Origin of the sequence: Paraburkholderia unamae, from assembly GCF_003268775.1 — a bacterium.
Lineage (GTDB): Bacteria > Pseudomonadota > Gammaproteobacteria > Burkholderiales > Burkholderiaceae > Paraburkholderia > Paraburkholderia unamae.
On the sequence record NZ_QLSU01000001.1, the window covers coordinates 377,409 to 394,670 of the forward strand.

18 protein-coding genes are annotated in these 17,262 nt (G+C 66.4%); 11 read left to right on the forward strand and 7 right to left on the reverse strand.

All coding sequences use genetic code 11. The features are described 5' to 3' along the window. The 3 genes from C7401_RS01535 (at position 1) to C7401_RS01545 (ending at position 3,584) form a co-directional block, all read left to right on the forward strand. Entirely contained in the window at positions 1-849 is an 849-nt protein-coding gene (locus C7401_RS01535; RefSeq protein WP_112169566.1) for an alpha/beta fold hydrolase, read from the forward strand. A gap of 354 nt (positions 850-1,203) precedes the next feature. Then, positions 1,204-2,565: a sensor histidine kinase gene (locus tag C7401_RS01540; RefSeq protein WP_224039285.1), complete on the forward strand. Its 1,362-nt coding sequence runs from the start codon at positions 1,204-1,206 to the stop codon at positions 2,563-2,565. After that, positions 2,562-3,584 carry a response regulator gene (locus tag C7401_RS01545; RefSeq protein WP_112169568.1) on the forward strand — a complete coding sequence of 341 codons (1,023 nt, stop codon included), beginning with the start codon at positions 2,562-2,564 and terminating at the stop codon, positions 3,582-3,584. The genes C7401_RS01540 and C7401_RS01545 overlap by 4 nt, the downstream gene beginning before the upstream one ends. Before the next feature lie 71 nt (positions 3,585-3,655). On the opposite strand, the gene cqsA is transcribed toward C7401_RS01545, so the two are convergent. From cqsA to C7401_RS01575, 6 genes are all read right to left on the reverse strand, one after another. Continuing rightward, positions 3,656-4,957 carry an alpha-hydroxyketone-type quorum-sensing autoinducer synthase gene (cqsA, locus tag C7401_RS01550; RefSeq protein WP_112169570.1) on the reverse strand — a complete coding sequence of 434 codons (1,302 nt, stop codon included), beginning with the start codon at positions 4,955-4,957 and terminating at the stop codon, positions 3,656-3,658. Positions 4,958-5,599: 642 nt separating this feature from the next. Next, positions 5,600-6,769, reverse strand: coding sequence for a GGDEF domain-containing protein (locus tag C7401_RS01555; protein WP_112169572.1), 1,170 nt, complete (start codon positions 6,767-6,769; stop codon positions 5,600-5,602). A gap of 111 nt (positions 6,770-6,880) precedes the next feature. Further along, positions 6,881-7,366, reverse strand: a complete 486-nt coding sequence (locus C7401_RS01560) for a DoxX family protein (RefSeq protein WP_112169574.1) — start codon at positions 7,364-7,366, stop codon at positions 6,881-6,883. A gap of 30 nt (positions 7,367-7,396) precedes the next feature. Further along, positions 7,397-8,182 carry an HvfC/BufC N-terminal domain-containing protein gene (locus C7401_RS01565; RefSeq protein WP_112169576.1) on the reverse strand — a complete coding sequence of 262 codons (786 nt, stop codon included), beginning with the start codon at positions 8,180-8,182 and terminating at the stop codon, positions 7,397-7,399. Next, on the reverse strand, positions 8,179-9,015 hold the full coding sequence (bufB, locus tag C7401_RS01570) for an MNIO family bufferin maturase (RefSeq protein WP_112169578.1): 837 nt from the start codon (positions 9,013-9,015) through the stop codon (positions 8,179-8,181). Before bufB ends, C7401_RS01565 begins: the two co-directional genes overlap by 4 nt. A 28-nt stretch (positions 9,016-9,043) precedes the next feature. Further along, positions 9,044-9,313: a BufA1 family periplasmic bufferin-type metallophore gene (locus tag C7401_RS01575; RefSeq protein WP_112169579.1), complete on the reverse strand. Its 270-nt coding sequence runs from the start codon at positions 9,311-9,313 to the stop codon at positions 9,044-9,046. Positions 9,314-9,729: 416 nt separating this feature from the next. On the opposite strand from C7401_RS01575, the gene C7401_RS01580 reads away from it, so the two are divergent. From C7401_RS01580 to C7401_RS01615, 8 genes are all read left to right on the forward strand, one after another. Then, positions 9,730-10,302 carry a sigma-70 family RNA polymerase sigma factor gene (locus C7401_RS01580; protein ID WP_112169580.1) on the forward strand — a complete coding sequence of 191 codons (573 nt, stop codon included), beginning with the start codon at positions 9,730-9,732 and terminating at the stop codon, positions 10,300-10,302. Beyond that, the gene (locus C7401_RS01585; protein WP_112169581.1) at positions 10,299-10,940 is read left to right on the forward strand and encodes a DUF1109 domain-containing protein; all 642 of its coding nucleotides are present in this window, start codon (positions 10,299-10,301) and stop codon (positions 10,938-10,940) included. Before C7401_RS01580 ends, C7401_RS01585 begins: the two co-directional genes overlap by 4 nt. A 58-nt stretch (positions 10,941-10,998) precedes the next feature. Continuing rightward, positions 10,999-11,286, forward strand: a complete 288-nt coding sequence (locus C7401_RS01590; protein WP_112169582.1) for a DUF2795 domain-containing protein — start codon at positions 10,999-11,001, stop codon at positions 11,284-11,286. A gap of 142 nt (positions 11,287-11,428) precedes the next feature. Continuing rightward, positions 11,429-11,779 carry a response regulator gene (locus C7401_RS01595; protein WP_112169583.1) on the forward strand — a complete coding sequence of 117 codons (351 nt, stop codon included), beginning with the start codon at positions 11,429-11,431 and terminating at the stop codon, positions 11,777-11,779. A 231-nt stretch (positions 11,780-12,010) separates the two neighbouring features. After that, positions 12,011-12,229 (forward strand): hypothetical protein, encoded by a 219-nt coding sequence (locus tag C7401_RS01600; protein WP_112169584.1) that lies wholly within the window; start codon positions 12,011-12,013, stop codon positions 12,227-12,229. Between the two features lie 186 nt (positions 12,230-12,415). Next, the gene (locus C7401_RS01605) at positions 12,416-14,605 is read left to right on the forward strand and encodes a phosphocholine-specific phospholipase C (protein ID WP_112169585.1); all 2,190 of its coding nucleotides are present in this window, start codon (positions 12,416-12,418) and stop codon (positions 14,603-14,605) included. 72 nt (positions 14,606-14,677) lie between these two features. After that, positions 14,678-15,328, forward strand: coding sequence for a TetR/AcrR family transcriptional regulator (locus C7401_RS01610; RefSeq protein WP_112169586.1), 651 nt, complete (start codon positions 14,678-14,680; stop codon positions 15,326-15,328). A 101-nt stretch (positions 15,329-15,429) separates the two neighbouring features. Next, positions 15,430-15,954 (forward strand): RrF2 family transcriptional regulator, encoded by a 525-nt coding sequence (locus tag C7401_RS01615; protein WP_112169587.1) that lies wholly within the window; start codon positions 15,430-15,432, stop codon positions 15,952-15,954. 9 nt (positions 15,955-15,963) lie between these two features. On the opposite strand, the gene C7401_RS01620 is transcribed toward C7401_RS01615, so the two are convergent. Beyond that, a complete protein-coding gene (locus C7401_RS01620) occupies positions 15,964-17,169 on the reverse strand; it encodes an NAD(P)/FAD-dependent oxidoreductase (RefSeq protein WP_112169588.1) in 1,206 nt (401 codons plus the stop codon). Positions 17,170-17,262: the final 93 nt, after the last annotated feature.

Sequence of the window (17,262 nt, forward strand, 5' to 3'; positions counted from 1 at the left end):
ATGAACGAAAGCGAATTCGCCACCCTGCCCGCCACCGCCGCGCGCGAAGCGCTGCGCATCGAATACCGCTGGATCGGCGCCGATGGTGCCGATCGTGCCGATGGTGCTATTAGCGCCGACGCGCCGCTCGCCGTGTTCCTGCACGAGGGCCTCGGCTCGATCGCCATGTGGAAGGACTGGCCGGCTGTGCTCTGCGCACGCCTTGGCATGCGCGGTCTCGTGTACTCGCGCCCGGGCTACGGCCGCTCCACGCCGCGCGAACACAGCGTGAAATGGCCCGTCGATTTCATGGCGCAGCAGGCGCGCGACGTCCTGCCCGCGCTGCTCGACGCGCTCGGTGTCGATGCCGCCGAACGCAAGCGCATGTGGCTCATCGGCCATAGCGACGGCGCCTCGATCGCCCTGCTCCACGCCGCCGCGTTTCCGGAGGCGCTCGCGGGCGCGGTGGCGATCGCGCCGCACGTGTTCGTCGAAGACATTTCCGTCGAAAGCATCGCGGCCGCGAAGGTTGCGTACGAAACCACCGGCCTGCGCGAGAAGCTCGCGCGCTATCACGATGACGTCGATTCCGCGTTCTACGGCTGGAACGACATCTGGCTCGATCCGGCGTTCCGCGCCTGGAACATCGTGGGCGAACTGGGCGCGATCCGCGCGCCGCTGCTCGCCATGCAGGCCTTCGACGACCACTACGGCACCATGGCGCAGGTGGAGGCAATCGGCGCGGCGGTGCCTCATGCGCACGTTCACGCGCTCGCGCAGGGCGGCCACTCGCCCCATCGCGACGCGCCCGGGCCGCTCGACGCAGCCATCGAGCAGTTCGTTTCCGCCCAACGCAAGCCTGGCGCCTGAGCGGCGCGCGCGCAAACCGCAAGGGGCCCGTCGCACGCGGGCGCCCCGCCATCGCCCCCTCGAACGCCCCCTCAAGCGTCCCCTCAAACACGCGGCGAACACGCGAATCGATGCGTTGCGCATAGCACGCCCCTGCAATTCCGGTAACGAAGCGTTTCCGGGGCCAAACCCGCCGCAACGTTGCAATCCTTTGGTGATATTGTCTTTCTTTGCCGCGGCGGCGAAAGGGTCCGACCACGCCAACCGGCCAGAGAACGGGGAAACGCGGCCAGGCGTTGGGCGACGCCGAAAAACAAAACGGGGCAGCAAGGCGAGACGAAAGAAGACCGGGCGGATCACGCGCCGGCCAGAACGATGAGCGATTCCATCCTGATGAACGTTTCGAGAACCTCGGCGCGACTGCGGCGGGTCTGGGCGTCGATGCGCCCGCGCTTCGTGCGCGCCTTCGCGCCCGCGTTGCGCAACCTGCAATACGTCAAGCGCCGCATGCGCCCGCTCGCCGTCGTGGCGAGCGTGGGCTTTCCGCTTTACTACTACGTCTGGAAAGACCTCTTTCCGCAGCCGTACGAAAATCTCACGCTGCGCCTGATCGGCTCGCTCGTTTTCGTCCCGATTCTCGCCTTCGAGCGCTGGCCCGCGCCGCTCAAGAAGTTGCTGCCGTGGTACTGGTACTGCGCCACGCTTTATGCGCTGCCGTTCTTCTTCACCTTCATGCTGCTCAAAAACAACGGCAATGAGGTGTGGGTGGAAAGCGCGCTGATCGCGGCGTTCGTCATGGTGCTGCTGCTCGACTGGCTCATGCTCGTGCTCCAGTTCCTCGTGGGCATCAGCCTCGCGGTGCTCGCGTACTGCCTCACCACCGACCCTGTCGTGCTCGGCCCGAACTACCTCACGCATCTGGCGATCTTCTCGTTCGCGGTGGCGATCGGCGCGGTGGCCAATTACGATCAGGACCGCATACAAATCGAACAGGAGCGCGCGATGCTCGCCACGGCGGGCAGCGTCGCGCACGAATTGCGCACCCCGCTCGTGGCGATTCGCGTGGGTGCGGCGGGTCTCATGCGCTATCTGCCCGCGCTACTCGATACTTATCAACTCGCCCAGCGCAATCGTTTGCCGGTGCCCAAGATACGCGTGGCGCATCTGCACTCCATGCAAGGCGTGGTAAGCCGTATCGAACAGGAAGCGTTGCATTCGAACGCCATCATCGACATGCTGCTCGCCACGGCGCGCTTCACGGGCGGCAACATGCAAAACGCAACGCAGTGCTCGATCGCGCATTGCGTGGAAACGGCGCTTGCGCGCTTTCCGTTTCGCGAAGGCGATCGCCGCCGCGTAATCTGCAATCTGCGCCCCGATTTTCAGTTTCACGGTTCCGAAATGCTAACCGTTCACGTTCTGTTCAATCTGCTGAAAAACGCCTTCCGGCATATGGGCAGCATCGAAGGTGCGCAAATTTCGATTCGCCTTGAATCAGGCCAACGGTCCAATCGCCTGATTTTCAGCGATACGGGCACAGGTATTTCCCCTGAAGTCTTGCCGCACATCTTCACGCGCTTTTATACTTCGACAACCGCCACCGATGACGTGACGCTCGGAGCAGGAATCGGGCTGGCATTCTGCCGCGATGTCATGCAAGCGATGGGGGGAGCGATAACCTGCTCCTCCGTAAAAGGCGAATACACCGAGTTCGTTTTGACATTCCCAGCGCCATGACGAAAGCCATTCAGCCGTTCTCCTATCCGACCACCGTCGCGTTCGTCGACGACAGCGCCGCGTTCCTTTCGAACCTGAGCCTGCAACTCGACCCCGACCTGGCGTTCCGCCTGTTCAGTTCGCCCACCGAGGCGCTGAAGTTTCTCAACGGCCGCGCGCAGGACCGGGCTGCCGAGCCGATCTTCAGCCCGTATCTGGACCGCACCGAGGAAAACGATGCGCATCAGGTCATCGCCATGCGCGTCGACGCGATCCGCAGCCTCGTGCACAACCCGGCGCGCTTCGAGTCCGTTGCGGTCGTGGTGGTCGACTACGACATGCCGGAACTGAACGGCATGGAGTTCTGCCGCCGCATTGCCGACCCGTCGATCAAGAAGATCGTGCTGACCGGCAAGGCCGACGAGCACCTGGCCGTGAAATGCTTCAACGAAGGCCTGATCGATCGTTTCATCCGCAAGCATGAAGTCGACGCCGTGGAAACGCTCAATCACGCGATTCGCGATATGCAGCGCGCGTATTTCGACCGCTGCTGCGGCACCGTGCTCGATGCGCTCGCGGTTTCCGAATATGCGTTCCTCAAGGACCATGCGCTCGCCGCGCACGTGAAGGGCATTGCCGACTCGCTCGGCGTCGTCGAGCACTATCTCTCGTACCAGCCGCACGGACTGCTGATGTTCGACGGCGTGGGCACCGCCTACCTGCTCATCATCCACACCGACGAATCGCTGCGCGGCGTGCGTGAAATCGCCGTCGAACAGGGCGCGCCCGCCAGCTTCCTCGCGGAACTCGACAGCCGCCGCAGCCTGCCCTATTTCTGGCGCACCGAAGGGTATTACCCGGCGCAGTGCGTGGAGTGGCAACCGTATATGCACCCCGCATCGGAGTTTCACGGCGACCGGCGTTACCTCTACGCACTCGTCAAAAAGCCGGCGGGACTCGCGCTCGACAACGTGATGCCCTACGACCAGCATCTCGACCAGCTCGACCGTGAAATTCAGGCAGCGTGGGATTCGCCCTGATTCCTGGCCAGGAATCGGGCTGGACCCACGCTCTCCCCGTCTCGCTCCACGCCGCCTTTATTGCTTCGACATCAAGCCGCCACGGCCACCAGCGGCATGTTCACCACCGCCTGCGGCACTCGCACGCGCGCACGGCCCGCGTGGCGCTCGTTGCGGCGCGTGGACGGCCAGTTCCACATCTGCACTTCGTCGCGAATGTCCTCGCATACATCGACGAGGCGCTCAAGCTCCTGCTCGCTCATGGCCGCGTTGATGGAGAGCCGCACGAGCGAGCGGTTCTGTGCCGTTGCGGGCGCACAGAACACCGAGCCGAAGATGCCGCGCGCTTCGAGGGCGTCGCGCAGCACGATGGTCTGCGGTTCCGGCCCGGCTTCCAGCGCGATGATCTGCGTTTCGCTGCCGTTGAGGTTGTAGCCGAGCTCGGCAAGCCGCGAACGCACGTAACGCGCATTAGCCGCGACGCGCGCACGCCGCCAGTCTTCGCGCTCGATCACGTCGAGCGTCGCCGCGAGGCCCGCTGTTTCGTGAGGCAGCAGCGTCGAGCTGAAAATGGCGGGCAATGCCTCGCACTTGAAATACTCCTGGAAACGGCGCGAACAACTGATGATGCCGGCGCGCCCCGCAAACGCCTTCGCAAGACTGGCGGTGCGGAAATGCACGCGGTCGATCAACCCCAGCTCGGCGACGAGCCCCGCGCCGTGCGGACCGTGCGTGCCGAGCGAATGCGACTCGTCGACAACCAGCACGCAGTCGTGCTCCGCGCACACGTCCGCAATCGCCGCGAGCGGCGCGACGCTGCCATTCGTGCTGTACACCGAATCGACGATCACGATCCCCGCCCCGTAGCGCTGGATGCGCTGCTCCAGGTGATCGACATCGTTGTGGAAGAAACTGATTGCGCGCGCCCCCGCGCTGCGAATGCCTTCCCAGAGCGACATGTGCGCCATCATGTCGACATACACCGGCGTCTGCGCATTCGCGATCGACTGAATCAGCCCCGTGTTCGCCGCGAACCCCGACTGGCATATCACGCTGGCTTCGGCACCCATATAGGAAGCGAAGCGATCTTCGAGTACGAGTTGCGGGCAATCGTCGCCGTGCAGGAATACGCCCGACATTAAAAGCCCGTTGCCTTCCGAGCGGATGCTCATGCACATTGCATCGAGAATCTCGGGATGCCGCGCGATCGAAAGGTAATCATTACTCGAAAGATGCAAGGCATCGATATCCGCCACGCGTCCCTTCATGATGTGCCCCCCGGCCCAGCTCTCCTGCACGCGTTCGGTGTAATACCGATCGACACGCGCTGCGAGGAATGCGGGCAATGCCGCGTCGTTGTTTTGTGCGTTACGCCAGTTGCTGCCAACTTTCATCTCAGGCTCCTTGTGGTTAAAGGCCGCCTCCGGACGCGACGTGTGTTGTCAGAATGGTTTCCGGAGGTCAGTCCCGTAATGCGCCCGCAGCGAAACCCCACGCGCAATGAGGCATGGCGTGAAGGTCCCGGCCACGGGCATTTGAATGTGGGTATTGCAATGACTGGCGAGCGCGTGAGTCGCGGCGCGCAGCCGGGGGGCAGTCCCGGCCGGCGGCGCCAGAGCGCGCTTGAGTGCGGTGCGGATCCGTGCGCAAGCGCGAAGCGAATCCGAAAACCAATGCGGGCACCGGGCGCCGCTGGCAGGCACCTTCCTATCCGCACGGATCTCGCTTCGCGTGATCGTCACAGGTTACAAGGGAAAAAATGCCTGCTCGAAAATTTGAGGCGCGCCACGAAGGTTATCGAGACCCAGCACGTCATGCAGCGAAAACCGATTCACGCTGCATGCGACGTCAGTCGCGCCATTGATAATTATCGTTTAAAAACAGCGGTGTTATGCGTTCGAGGTACGCAACTATGCGAAGCGCATGGAGAATTGACAAGGTTGAAGTGAAGCATCGCCAAAGGGCGCAATGCATTCATTCACAACGCATAAATGCGGGATGGGAATCGGTAAAAGACGGATAGCCGTATAAAAGCGTCACGCGGCAACCACGCAATCGCGCCCGCGCGTTTTCGCGACATAGAGCGCGGCATCGGCTCGCGCCATCAATGCAGCAAGCGAGTCTTGCGCCTGGAGTTCATCCACGCCCGCGCTGAATGTGAGGCCTTCGTGGCCGCCATGTTCCGGTTCGCGCGCGTGGGTGTCGGCGCTGCGGCGCACGGCCAGCGTCAGCACGCGCAATTCGTCGAGACGCCGCACGGCTTCCTCGCGCGTCATGCCCGTAAAGAACAACGCGAATTCCTCGCCGCCCAGCCGGCCGAATGCGTCGGAGGCCCGCACGCCGCCCTTCACGATGCGGCCGAATTGCGCGAGCACGCGATCCCCGGCCGCGTGCCCGTAGTGATCGTTGATCGACTTGAAGTGATCGATATCGACAATGGCGAGCGTCACCCGCTCTCCTGTGCCGCGCGCCGTGTCGAGCATCGCGTTCGCCTGCGCGAGAAAGGCGCGGCGCGTGAGCGCGCCGGTCAGTTCGTCCTGGTTCGCGAGACGCTCCAGCCGCTCGGCCATGCGATCGTGAGCAAGCAGCACCATGCCGATGGACAGCGAGGGCAACACGAGAATGCCGAGCGCGAGCCACGCCACATTGAGCGGCGTGAAGTCGAGCAGCCCGTGTTGCATCACGAAGCCGCTGCCGTACATGGCGCCGCGCAGCGCATGCGCGAACGCACCGAGCCATGCCGAGAGCGTCACGAACCGGTAGCTGTAGACGGGCCGCGCGGGCGGCCGGCAGCGCAACGCAAGCCAGCCTATCGACGTGTAGATGGCGGCATGAAAGGCGGAGACGACGGCAACGCGCGCGCCGAGACTGGGTTCGGCCCAGTACCACCAGACGATGCCCGCCGCGAGCGCCGCGACGCCCGCGTAGGCGAGCGGCACGCGCGGCTTGAGCCCGAAGAACTGGCGGCAGCCTTCGAGCACGCGCACGACGGCCAGCGCGAGCAGCACGTTCGATACCAACACCGTGAGGACGGGCACGCCGAGCCGCTGAAGGCCCGCGAGCAGGAGCGCGACGCTCGCCATCACATAAGCGCCGATCCAGCGCCCCACACCGGGAATACCCGCAGGCCGCAGCGAGCCGAGAATGGCCAGGCTCATGATGCTCGAAAGCACCGTGACGAGAAGGATATTGACCGGATCGAGCATGGGCAGCAGTGCCTGGGTCTTGGCGTGGCCAACCCACAGCGTGGTCTGAGGATATGCCCGAGTTTACGGCATCCTTCGAGAAAACATTCGGCATCTCCGCATCTAGAGGGTTTACTCGATACCGAGCTTGCGGTCGAGCGAGAAGCGCCCGCCGCCGCGCGCGATGAGATAGAGCATGAGCCCGGCCCACGAGAGATGCGTGGGCCACGCGTCCGGATAGACGAACACCTCGATCACCGTCGTCATGCCGAGCAACGCGAGGGCCGCGCCGCGCGTGGCAAGTCCGAGCACGAGCAATAACGGGAAAAAATGCTCGGAGTAGGCGGCGATGTGCGCGGCGATTTCAGGCGGAATCAGCGGGATGCGGTATTCGTCGCGAAAGAGCGCATAGGCGCTGGGCGTGATCGTGAGCAGGCCGCTTACCTTCGTGCGCCCCGAGAGAAAAAAGATGGCCGCAATGGCGAAGCGGCAAACGAGCGCGAGAAACGAGTGGCCGATCAAGCGCGACGCCATGCCCGCCGCCAGGTTCCAGAGCGAGCGCAGACGCAGCAACGGCGTTGTGGGGGCGAGCGACGCCCGCTTGAGATGAGATTCCATGACATCCTCCGCTTCATTGGGACTACGAATTCATTGGGACTGCGATCTGTTGGCTTCACCCGGCGTGGCGGCCGCCAGCGCTCCGTGCGAAACCAGGTCCGCGAACCACGCGCCGAGGTCCGCGCCGGGTTCGGCGGACAATGCGCGTTCCAACGCCTCGCCGAGCGTGGCGCCCGCGGCGCACGCATCGAGCATCGCGCAAGCGCCTGGACCAAGCGAAGCCCACGTGACGCCGCCGAAGCGGCGCAGGATCAGCACGCCCTCGCCGCGCCATTCGAGCGGATCGGGCAAGGTGTCGCCGGCGCGGTTCGCGCTCCATATCGTGCGAACCGGCTGGGCATCGAACCACGCCCAGCGCGCGCTCGCGTGCGTGCGCACGCGCAGGCGTTCAAACGCTTCGGGCGTGAGCGAGACGAATGCCGATGCGTCGAGAGAGACGTCGTCGGCCGCCGTATGGGCTTCGCACCAAAGCCGGTCGAGCCGCGCCACGCCGCCAAGCCAGGTGAGCTCGCGCGCCGATTCGCAGTCCGCCAGGAACGCCGGAAACGTTGCGCCGTACATCAGGAGCCGGGCGTCTTCTGGCGGCGTATGCCGCGCGTACTCCATGGCCGCCGCGTCGAACCAGGCCTTGCCCACGAGGCGCGCGACGGCGGGGAAATTGGCCGCCAGCGCATCCACGCAGCCCTTGAACACCGTGTTGCGATACACGGCAAAACCCGGCTGCGCGGCGAGCGCGGCCACGCGGGCATCGAGCGGCGCACCGCCATCCAGCGCCGCGACGAAGGCGTCCTGGAAACGCGCAAGCGAGGAAGTCATGCCGGCACCTCCTGAGCATCGAGCAGCGCCTGCGCGTGTTCGCGCTCCGCGAGCAGCACGTCGAAGGCCGGGATGTGATCGTCGCGCTCGATCAGCGTGGCGCAGGGTCCGGTACGCGCGAGCGCGTGGCGATACAGCGCCCATACGGGCTCCGCCACGGGCGCGTCGTGCGAGTCGATGAGCAGCGGCGTTTGGGCGTCGGCGCTGTGGCCGGCCAGATGGATCTCCAGCACGGCCTCGGCCGGAAACGCATCGAGCCAGGCATAGGCGTCGAAGCCCATGTTGCACGCGCTCACGTAGACGTTGTTCACGTCGAGCAGGAGCCCGCAGCCGGTGCGGCGCACGAGTTCGGCGAGAAAGTCCGTCTCGCTCCATTCGTGCCCCTCCACACGCACGTAGTGCGAGGGGTTTTCGATGGCGATACGCCGCCCCAGCACGTCCTGCGTGCGCGCGATGTTCGCGGCGATGCGCGCGAGCGCGGCGCCGTCGCGCGGAAACGGCAACAAGTCGGGGCTATAGCGGCCGCGCCACGCGGACCACGCCAGATGCTCCGAGACCAGTACCGGCTGCACGCGTGCAGCCAACGCCTTCAGGCGGGCGAGATGAGCGGCATCCGGCGCGCCGTCGGCGGCGAGCGAAAGCGCCACGCCGTGCAGCGCGACGGCATGACGCTCGCGCACCGCCTCCAGCCAGGCCAGCCGCGGGCCGCCCTCGATCATGTAGTTCTCCGGATGAACTTCGAACCAGAGTGCGCGCGCGTTGCAGGCGCGCGCTTCGTCGTAATGCTGCGGCTTGAGGCCGAGACCGGCGCCGCAGGCGTCGAGCGTGTTCATGATCGTGGGGCGGCAACGTGGCAGGGGCTCAGGATTCCATCGGCGTGAGCGAGCCGTGGCCATGCGGCGTCTTGATCCCCGTGCAGGTGCCGGCCGGGACGTTCTTGAACTCGTTGCCCTGGTAATCCATTTTCGAAGTGCCCGCGCAAGTCGTGCCCGCTCCGGCCTTGCAGTCGTTGTGGCCGGCGAGCGCGACGCCGTAGCACTTCTCCATGGCGCCCTGGGCGTGCGCGACGGTCACACCCGTCGCGAGCGTAGCGAGAATTGCGGCGGCGGCGGAAAGCTTAAGAGTACTCATGATATTGACTCCATCGATTGTACAGACAAAGAGGACGGCAGTTTCGATCGCCTTCGCCATTGCCACGCAGCGTTGGCGATCTGCCAGCTAGTTCGGCCTGCCGCTCGCGGCGGTTACAGCGCAGCGCGCGTTCGAAGCGGAAAATATTTTTGCGTGGCGCTGTAACCGCGCGGCCCGGTCGAACGAATGGCATGCGGACCAACACGAAGCCCGCTACCCTCGCCGCGCCACTGACAGCCAATGGAAAGGAAACACCCGAAGGCACCCCGCCGCGCACCCCCCGCACTTGACGAACGCCCCGAAGGGCCGCGACCATGCCTGAGATGCCGTACCGCGCACCGCAACCCGCGCCTCGCCCTGCCCCCCCGCGCGACCGGCGGAAACCTTTGCGCACCAACCTGTAACCAACGGCCAAGATGAATCGAACTACGGGTAACGAGCTCGTGCGCGGCGCCGAGGAGCGGCTCAGGGCCTTGTTCGTGCGCGGCCTCGCCGGCGACACGGCGGCGTATCACGCGTTTCTCGCCGATCTCACCGCCCACTTGCGCGGCTTTTTGCGCAAGCGGCTGTTCTTTCTGCAAGACGACGTGGAGGATCTGGTGCAGGAAATCCTGCTGGCCGTGCACAACGGACGCCACACGTACCGCCCCGGCGAGCCGCTCACGGCCTGGGTGCACGCGATCGCGCGCTACAAGCTGACCGACTACTTTCGCGCGCGCTCGCGCCGCGAGGCGCTCAATACGCCGCTCGACGACGAGCTGGAAATCTTCGCGACGAGCGACGCCGAGGCCGCCGACGCCCGCCGCGACCTGAGCACAATGCTCGAGCAGTTGCCCGACCGCCAACGCCTGCCCATCCTGCACGTGAAGCTGGAGGGGCTCTCGGTCACGGAAACGGCGAAGCTCACCGGGCTTTCCGAGTCGGCCGTGAAGGTTGGCGTGCACCGCGGGCTCAAGGCGCTCGCGCTGAAATTTCAGAACGGATCATGAAGACAGAGGACCTCATCACGCTGCTCGCCACGGGCGCCGCGCCCGTGGATCGCCACGCGCTCGCGCGCCGCTTCGGCGTGGCGCTGCTCGCGGGCGGCGCCGGCTCGACGCTGTTGATGGCGCTCGTGTTCGGCGTGCGCCCCGACCTCGCGCGCGTGGCGGCTACGCCGGTGTTCTGGCTCAAGGTCGCGCTGCCGTTCTTGATAGGCCTGGGCGCGCTCGCCGCGAGTACGCGCCTCGCGCGGCCGGGCGCCCGGCCCGGTTATGCGTGGGCGGCGATCGCATGGCCCGTGGCCGCCGTGTGGATCGCGGCCGCCGTGCTCGTGTGGCTCGCGCCGGCGCACGCGCGCCTGCCGCTCGTGCTCGGCCAGACCTGGCGCGTGTGCCCGCTCAACATCGTGTTCCTTTCGGTGCCGGGTTTCATCGCCGTGTTCTGGGCGCTGCGCGGTCTCGCGCCCACGCGGCTGCGCGCGGCGGGCTTCGCGGGCGGCCTGCTAGCAAGCGCCACCGCGACGCTCGCTTACTGCCTGCATTGCCCCGAGATGGCGGTGCCGTTCTGGGCCGTCTGGTATCTGCTCGGCATGGCGATTCCCGCAGCGGTGGGCGCATGGCTCGGCCCACGCCTGCTGCGCTGGTAAAAACGCGCGGCGGGAATGCCCCCTGCGGGACGCGTGGCGACCTTCGAAGGAGACGCCGATGAAGCCCGCCCCCGCTTGCGATGCCACCGAGGCTGCCAACCGCGCCGACCTGCGCGCCCTCACCCTACGCGTGCTGCTCGCCCTGGAGCGCGTGAACTGGCCCGCGCACCCCGCCACGCTGATCGAAAGCGCCGAACACAGCGGCGCGCCGAGCGACGTGGTTCAAGCGCTTCGCCAGTTGCCCGATGAGGCGTTCGGCAGCTTCGCCGAGGTGTCGGCGTCGATCGTCGCGGCGCAACTGCGCGCCCATGACGCCATGACGCCGGGCCATGCCGGCCGCCGCTGAGCCCGGCCGAGCGGCCGCGCACCCCGGGAACGGTTTTTGCGGGCTCCCGAACGATCGCCGGGCGCCCACGGCCCGCCGCGACGCAACCGCGTAGAACAAGGCACGGCCGCCACGATCGGCCGCGCCGCTCAGGTAAAGACGTATGGCTACCGTATTACTCGTCGACGATGACAGCAACGCGCTCGATGCGCTGAAGGAACTGGTCGGTCAGGAAGGTTATCGGGTCAGAACCGCGGCAGACGGTTCGGACGCGTTGCAAAGCGCGCTCGACGATCCGCCCGATGTCGTAATCTCCGACTGCATGATGCCGCACATGGACGGCCTCGCCCTCATGCGGGAAATGCGGCGCAGCAGCAAGCTCGCGGGCGTGCCGCTCGTGCTTGTTTCCGCGCTCGTCACCCCGCCCGCCGACGCCGACGTCGTGGGTTTTCTGCGCAAGCCCTTCGCGGTCTCCCAACTGCTCGATATCCTGCGTCGCGTCGCGGCGCCCTGACGCTTTCACGTCCGCCCCGCGCTCGCGCGTTCCCGCAACGCGTGAACGATTTACAGCATCGTTGTAGCCGATCGCGTGCTTCGTCATCCTGATCGACTCGTTCCCGCATTCGTCAGGCATGGCACGACCGATGCTGCACGATGGATGCGACCGGTTTTCGCGCCGGCATGGGTTCGCACCCCCAACCGCATCGCGTTGTAAAGCGGTGCGCTCACCTTCCGGAGGATCGACATGAGCGAATACGCAGGCCGCTCGCACGACGAACGCGTGGCGCAGCGCAATCACGGCAAGCAGCACGACAAGCAGCGCGCCCTGGAGCCGCCCGGCGGCGACATGGCCGTGCACGGCACCGAGCCCGACGCCACCCACAGCAGCGGCGAACTTTCGCAGCAAGGCAAGGATGTGTGGCGCAAAGGCGCGGGCATCGACGGTGGTGGCAAGAGCGATTGAAGGGGCGATTGTGGCGCAGCCTGCCGAACGGCGGGCCGCATGCCCCCAACTGATTAGCATATCGAATCACTACCCGCGACAGCGCATCGCACCGCACAAGAAGGGCGCGACCCTTTTCAGTGCACTTGCGCGGCCAACGTGTCATGCTAATGCTCGCGAACACAACGACAACAACGCCTGCTCACCATGACACCGATGGACCGCCGCGATTTCCTGCGCGCCGCCGCCGCGGGCGCTGCGCTCAGCCTGTTTCCGCCCGCTATTCAGCGGGCGCTGGCCATCCCCGCCAACAACGCGACCGGGACGATTGCCGATGTCGAGCACATCGTCGTGATGATGCAGGAGAACCGCTCGTTCGATCACTATTTCGGCACCTTGCCGGGCGTGCGCGGGTTCTCTGACCGCATCACGATACCGCTGCCCGGCGGAGCAACCGATGGCAAAGCCGGTGACAAAACCGGCGGCAAAACCGGCGGCAAAACCATCTGGCAGCAAAGCGACGGCACGCGCACGATCCTGCCGTTCCACCTCGACAGCCGCAAAGGCAACGCGCTCCTCGCGGGCGGCGCACACACCTGGCGCGACGCGCACGCGGCCTGGGACAACGGCCGCATGACGCATTGGCCGAAGTTCAAGGGCAATGCCTCGATGGGCTACCTGCTGGCCGACGACCTGCCGTTTCATTTCGCGCTCGCCAATGCCTTCACGATCTGCGACGCCTATTACTGCTCGCTGCACGGCGGGACCAATGCGAACCGCCTCTTCCTCTTTACCGGCACCAACGGCCCGACGGCCTCGCCCTACGCGGTGGTCGACAACAACGGCTGGGACAATCTCGGGCCGCCCGGCGTGGGCCTCACGTGGACCACTTACCCGGAACGTCTGCAAGAGGCCGGCGTAACGTGGAAAGTCTACGAAAACCAGCCGGACAACTACACGGACAATCCGCTCGTCGGCTTCGCGCGCTATCGCAAGGCTCATGCGGCGCTGGAAGGCTCGCCCGAATTGCCCTGGACGAGCGAACTCGACGCGCGCGAGCCGCTTTACAAGGGCATCGGCAACACGATGGCCGATGGCGGCTTTCTGCAAGCGCTCAAGGACGACATTGCCGCGAACCGGCTGCCTCAGGTGAGCTGGATCATCGCGCCCAAGGGCTATTGCGAGCATCCCGCCGTTTCGACGCCGGGCCAGGGCGCGTACTACCTGCAAACGCTGCTCGACACGCTCACCGAAAACCCGGAGATCTGGAGCAAGACCGTGCTCTTCGTGAACTACGACGAGAACGATTGCTTCTTCGACCACATGCCGCCGCCCTGCCCGCCTTCGCGCACCCGCGACGGCGGCTACGCCGGCAAGTCGACCGCGAGCACGCGCCACGAATACTTCAGCGTGCCGAACCCGAACGGCGACAGCGCGCCCGTTGAGCCCGACGACCTGCCGTTCGGCCCGGGGCCGCGCGTGCCGATGATCGTCGCCTCGCCTTGGAGCACGGGCGGCTTCGTGAACTCCGAAGTCTTCGATCACACCTCGGTGCTGCGTTTCATCGAGCGGCGCTTTGGCGTGCGCGAACCGAACATCAGCCCATGGCGCCGCGCGGTGTTCGGCGACCTGAGCTCGGCCTTCAACTTCAGCATGCCGAACGAAAAGCCGTCGCTTGGCTTTCCCGCGCCAACCCGGGCGCAGGCCGACGCGCAAAACGTGCAGCAAGGCGCGCTCAAGCGCGTGCCGCTGCCGCCGCCCGGCTCGCAAAGCATGCCCACGCAGGTGCGCATCGCACGTCCTTCGCGCGCGCTGCCCTACCGGCTCCATGTGGACGCCGGCGTCGATGCGCGCCGCCACAGGGTTCAACTCGAATTCGGCAACGAAGGCACGGCGGGCGTGGTGTTTCATGTGTACGACCGCCTGCGTCTCGACGCCATACCGCGCCGCTACACCGTCGAGGCGGGCAAGACCTTGAGCGACACGTGGACGCCCGCCGCCGGAAGCGACGGCGCGTACAGCCTGTGGGTCCTGGGACCGAACGGCTTTCATCGCGCGTTCGAGGGCAACGTGCGCGCCGCCGCACACGGACCGAACCCGGAAGTGCGCGTGCGCGACGACGCGGCGAACAACGCGCTCGGCCTGAGCATGGCGAATCACGGGCACGCCGAAACGAGCGTTACCGTCACCGCCAACGCCTATCGCGACGACGGCCCCTGGACCTATACATTGCGCGGGCGCGAGCCGGTCGAGGCGACCTGGCCGCTCGCGGCTTCGGGAGGCTGGTACGACTTCACGCTCAGCGCGGAGAACGGCGTGACGCGACGTTTCGCCGGGCGCGTCGAAACCGGCAAGGACAGCGTGAGCGATCCGGCAATGGGCCCATCAAGCCCGTGACCCTGTGACGCCTCGCATATTCAATATCGAATGATATAAAATGTGCGTTATCCCCGCTCACAGGAGCCCGCCATGGGCCGCCCCCGCGAATTCGACGAATCCCAGGTGCTCGACGCCGCATGCGCCGCGTTCTGGACGCACGGCTATGAAGCAACCTCGACTCGCGAGCTGGTGAAGGTCACGGGCCTCACGCAGCCGAGCCTCTACAACGCGTTCGGCGACAAGCGCGCGCTTTTTCTGCGCGTGATCGAGCACTATCTCGACCGCACGCTGCGCGAGCGCATCGCGCGCCTGGAGGCGTCGGCGTCGCCGGGCACGGCGATCACCGCGTTCTTCGGCGAAATCGTGCAGCGCTCGCTGGACGACGGCGACCAGCGCGGCTGCCTGATGGTGAACTCCGCGCTGGAAGCCACACCCGAAGACGAAACGCTGCGCGCCGCGATTACGGCCGAGTTCACGCAAATTCGTGACTTCTTCCTGCGCTGCCTCGAAGCGGGCCAACGCAGCGGCGAAATCTCGCGCACGGTCGCGGCGGACGTCGCCGCGCAACATCTGCTTGCCGTGCTGCTCGGCCTGCGCGTGATCGCGCGCGTGCATCCCGAACCCGACTGGCTGGTCGGCGCGGTTTCGCCCGCCCTCACGCTGCTCGGCTTGCTGCCGGCCGCCGGCCGCGAACGCGCGGCAGCGAAACAGGCCGCAAAACAAGGCGCTGCACGCGCTTGACGCCTCATGCGATTTCACACGAGATGTCTAGCGCGATGCCACGCGTGACGCCGCCGTGATACGCTCATAACTCCGATTCATTCTGTCGCGGTAAAGCGCTCATGGCCACTTCGTCTTTCATCAGCACCGGCGTCGAGTACGGTTTGCACTGCCTGCTTTATCTCGCGGGCACGCCCGCGGGCGTGCGCGAGGCGAGCGTGCGCGATCTCGCGCAAATGCAGGGCGTGCCCGCCGACTACGCCGCCAAGCTGTTCACGCGGCTTGCCAAAGCCGGGCTGGTGGTCTCGACCGAAGGCATTCGCGGCGGCTTCACGCTCGCGCGGCCCGCGAGCGATATCACGGTGCACGATGTCGTCGAAGCCATCGACGGCGACAAGCGCCTGTTCGACTGCCGCGAAGTGCGCACGCAGTGCGCCCTGTTCGACGACCACGCGCCCGCATGGGCCACGCGCGGCACCTGTTCGATCCACGCGGTCATGCAGGCCGCCGAACGCAGCATGCGCGAGGAACTCAAGCAGCACACGCTCGCCGACCTCGCCGCGCGCGCCAACGCCAAAGCGCCTGCCTCGCATGGCCGCCACGTGGTCGAATGGTTCGCCGACCGAGCGGCGAACCGGCGCGGCTAACGCTGATCGTCAGGCAACGACAATCCGGAGCGGGTCCGCGCTCGCGAACACTTCGTCGCGCTGCGCACGAGGCGGGTAGATCCACTCCGTGTTGATGCGGTGCTTGAGCGCCTTCGCTTCCTTGCCCTTGAGCTTCACTTCGCGCTCCCAGCCTTCGGTGTACACGGCGCCCCAGGGCCCGAGATCGAGGCACGTCACGTACTTCGGCTGACTGTACGCAATGCTCTCCAGGCCGAGCAGATCGGCCGCCACGTTGTGGCCCGCCGAGCGGCCCAGATTCATCGCGTGCTGGCACGACATCATGGTGTGATTGCCGGCGTCGTCGGTGGCCGCGCAAGCCACGTCGCCCGTTGCGTAGACGCCCGGCACGCCCTCCACCGCGAGATTGCGATCGACGTACAAGCGCCCGGCGGCGTCGCGGCGCGCCGGAATCTGCTCCGTGAGCGTGCTCGCGCGCACGCCCGCCGTCCAGATCACCGTGCTCGCTTCGATACGCTCGCCGTCCGCCGTCGTCACGCCGCCCGCATCCACCGCGGCCACGCCCGCGCCGAGCCGCCAGCTCACGCCCAGCTCGCGCAGCGCTTCCTCGATGACCGGACGCGGCCCCGCGCCCAGATCGGGCCCGATCGCCTCGTTGCGCTCCACGATGACCACGTTCACCTCGGCGTGCTCGCCAAGCGCGGCGCGCAGGCGCGCGGGCATTTCGGCGGCCGTCTCGATGCCCGTGAAGCCGCCGCCCGCCACCACGACCGTGTTGCGCGCCGGCGTTTCGGGTTGTCGCGCGAGCGCGAGCAGGTGCGCTTCGAGCTCGGCGGCCTCGTCGATCTGGTCCACGCTGAACGTGTGCTCGGCGAGGCCCGGAATGGCCGGCCGGAACAGGCGGCTGCCGGTCGCGAGCACGAGCCGGTCATAGGCCAGGGTCGTGGAGCGGCCGTCCACGGTCACGGCATCCACCTCGCGGCGCCCGGCATGAATGCGCTCGACCGTGCCCTGCACGAACTTCACGCCAACCGCGTCGAAGATCGCCTTGAGCGGCGCCTTCATGTTCGCCGGGCCCTCTTCGTACAGGCGCGGGCGCACGTGCAAATGCGGGTCCGGCGCGATCAGCGCGACCTCGACATCGTCGCGGCCGTTCGCGTCGATCAGACGCGCCGCGCTCAATGCGCTCCACATGCCGGCGAAACCGGCCCCGACAATCAAAATGCGCTTCGACATGGTCCATCTCCAGAAAATGGGGCGGGCGTGCGGCGCGGCTCGCGTGGCGCGAGCGGGAGTGCCGTGGCCTCGTAACTGAACAAAACTGAACGA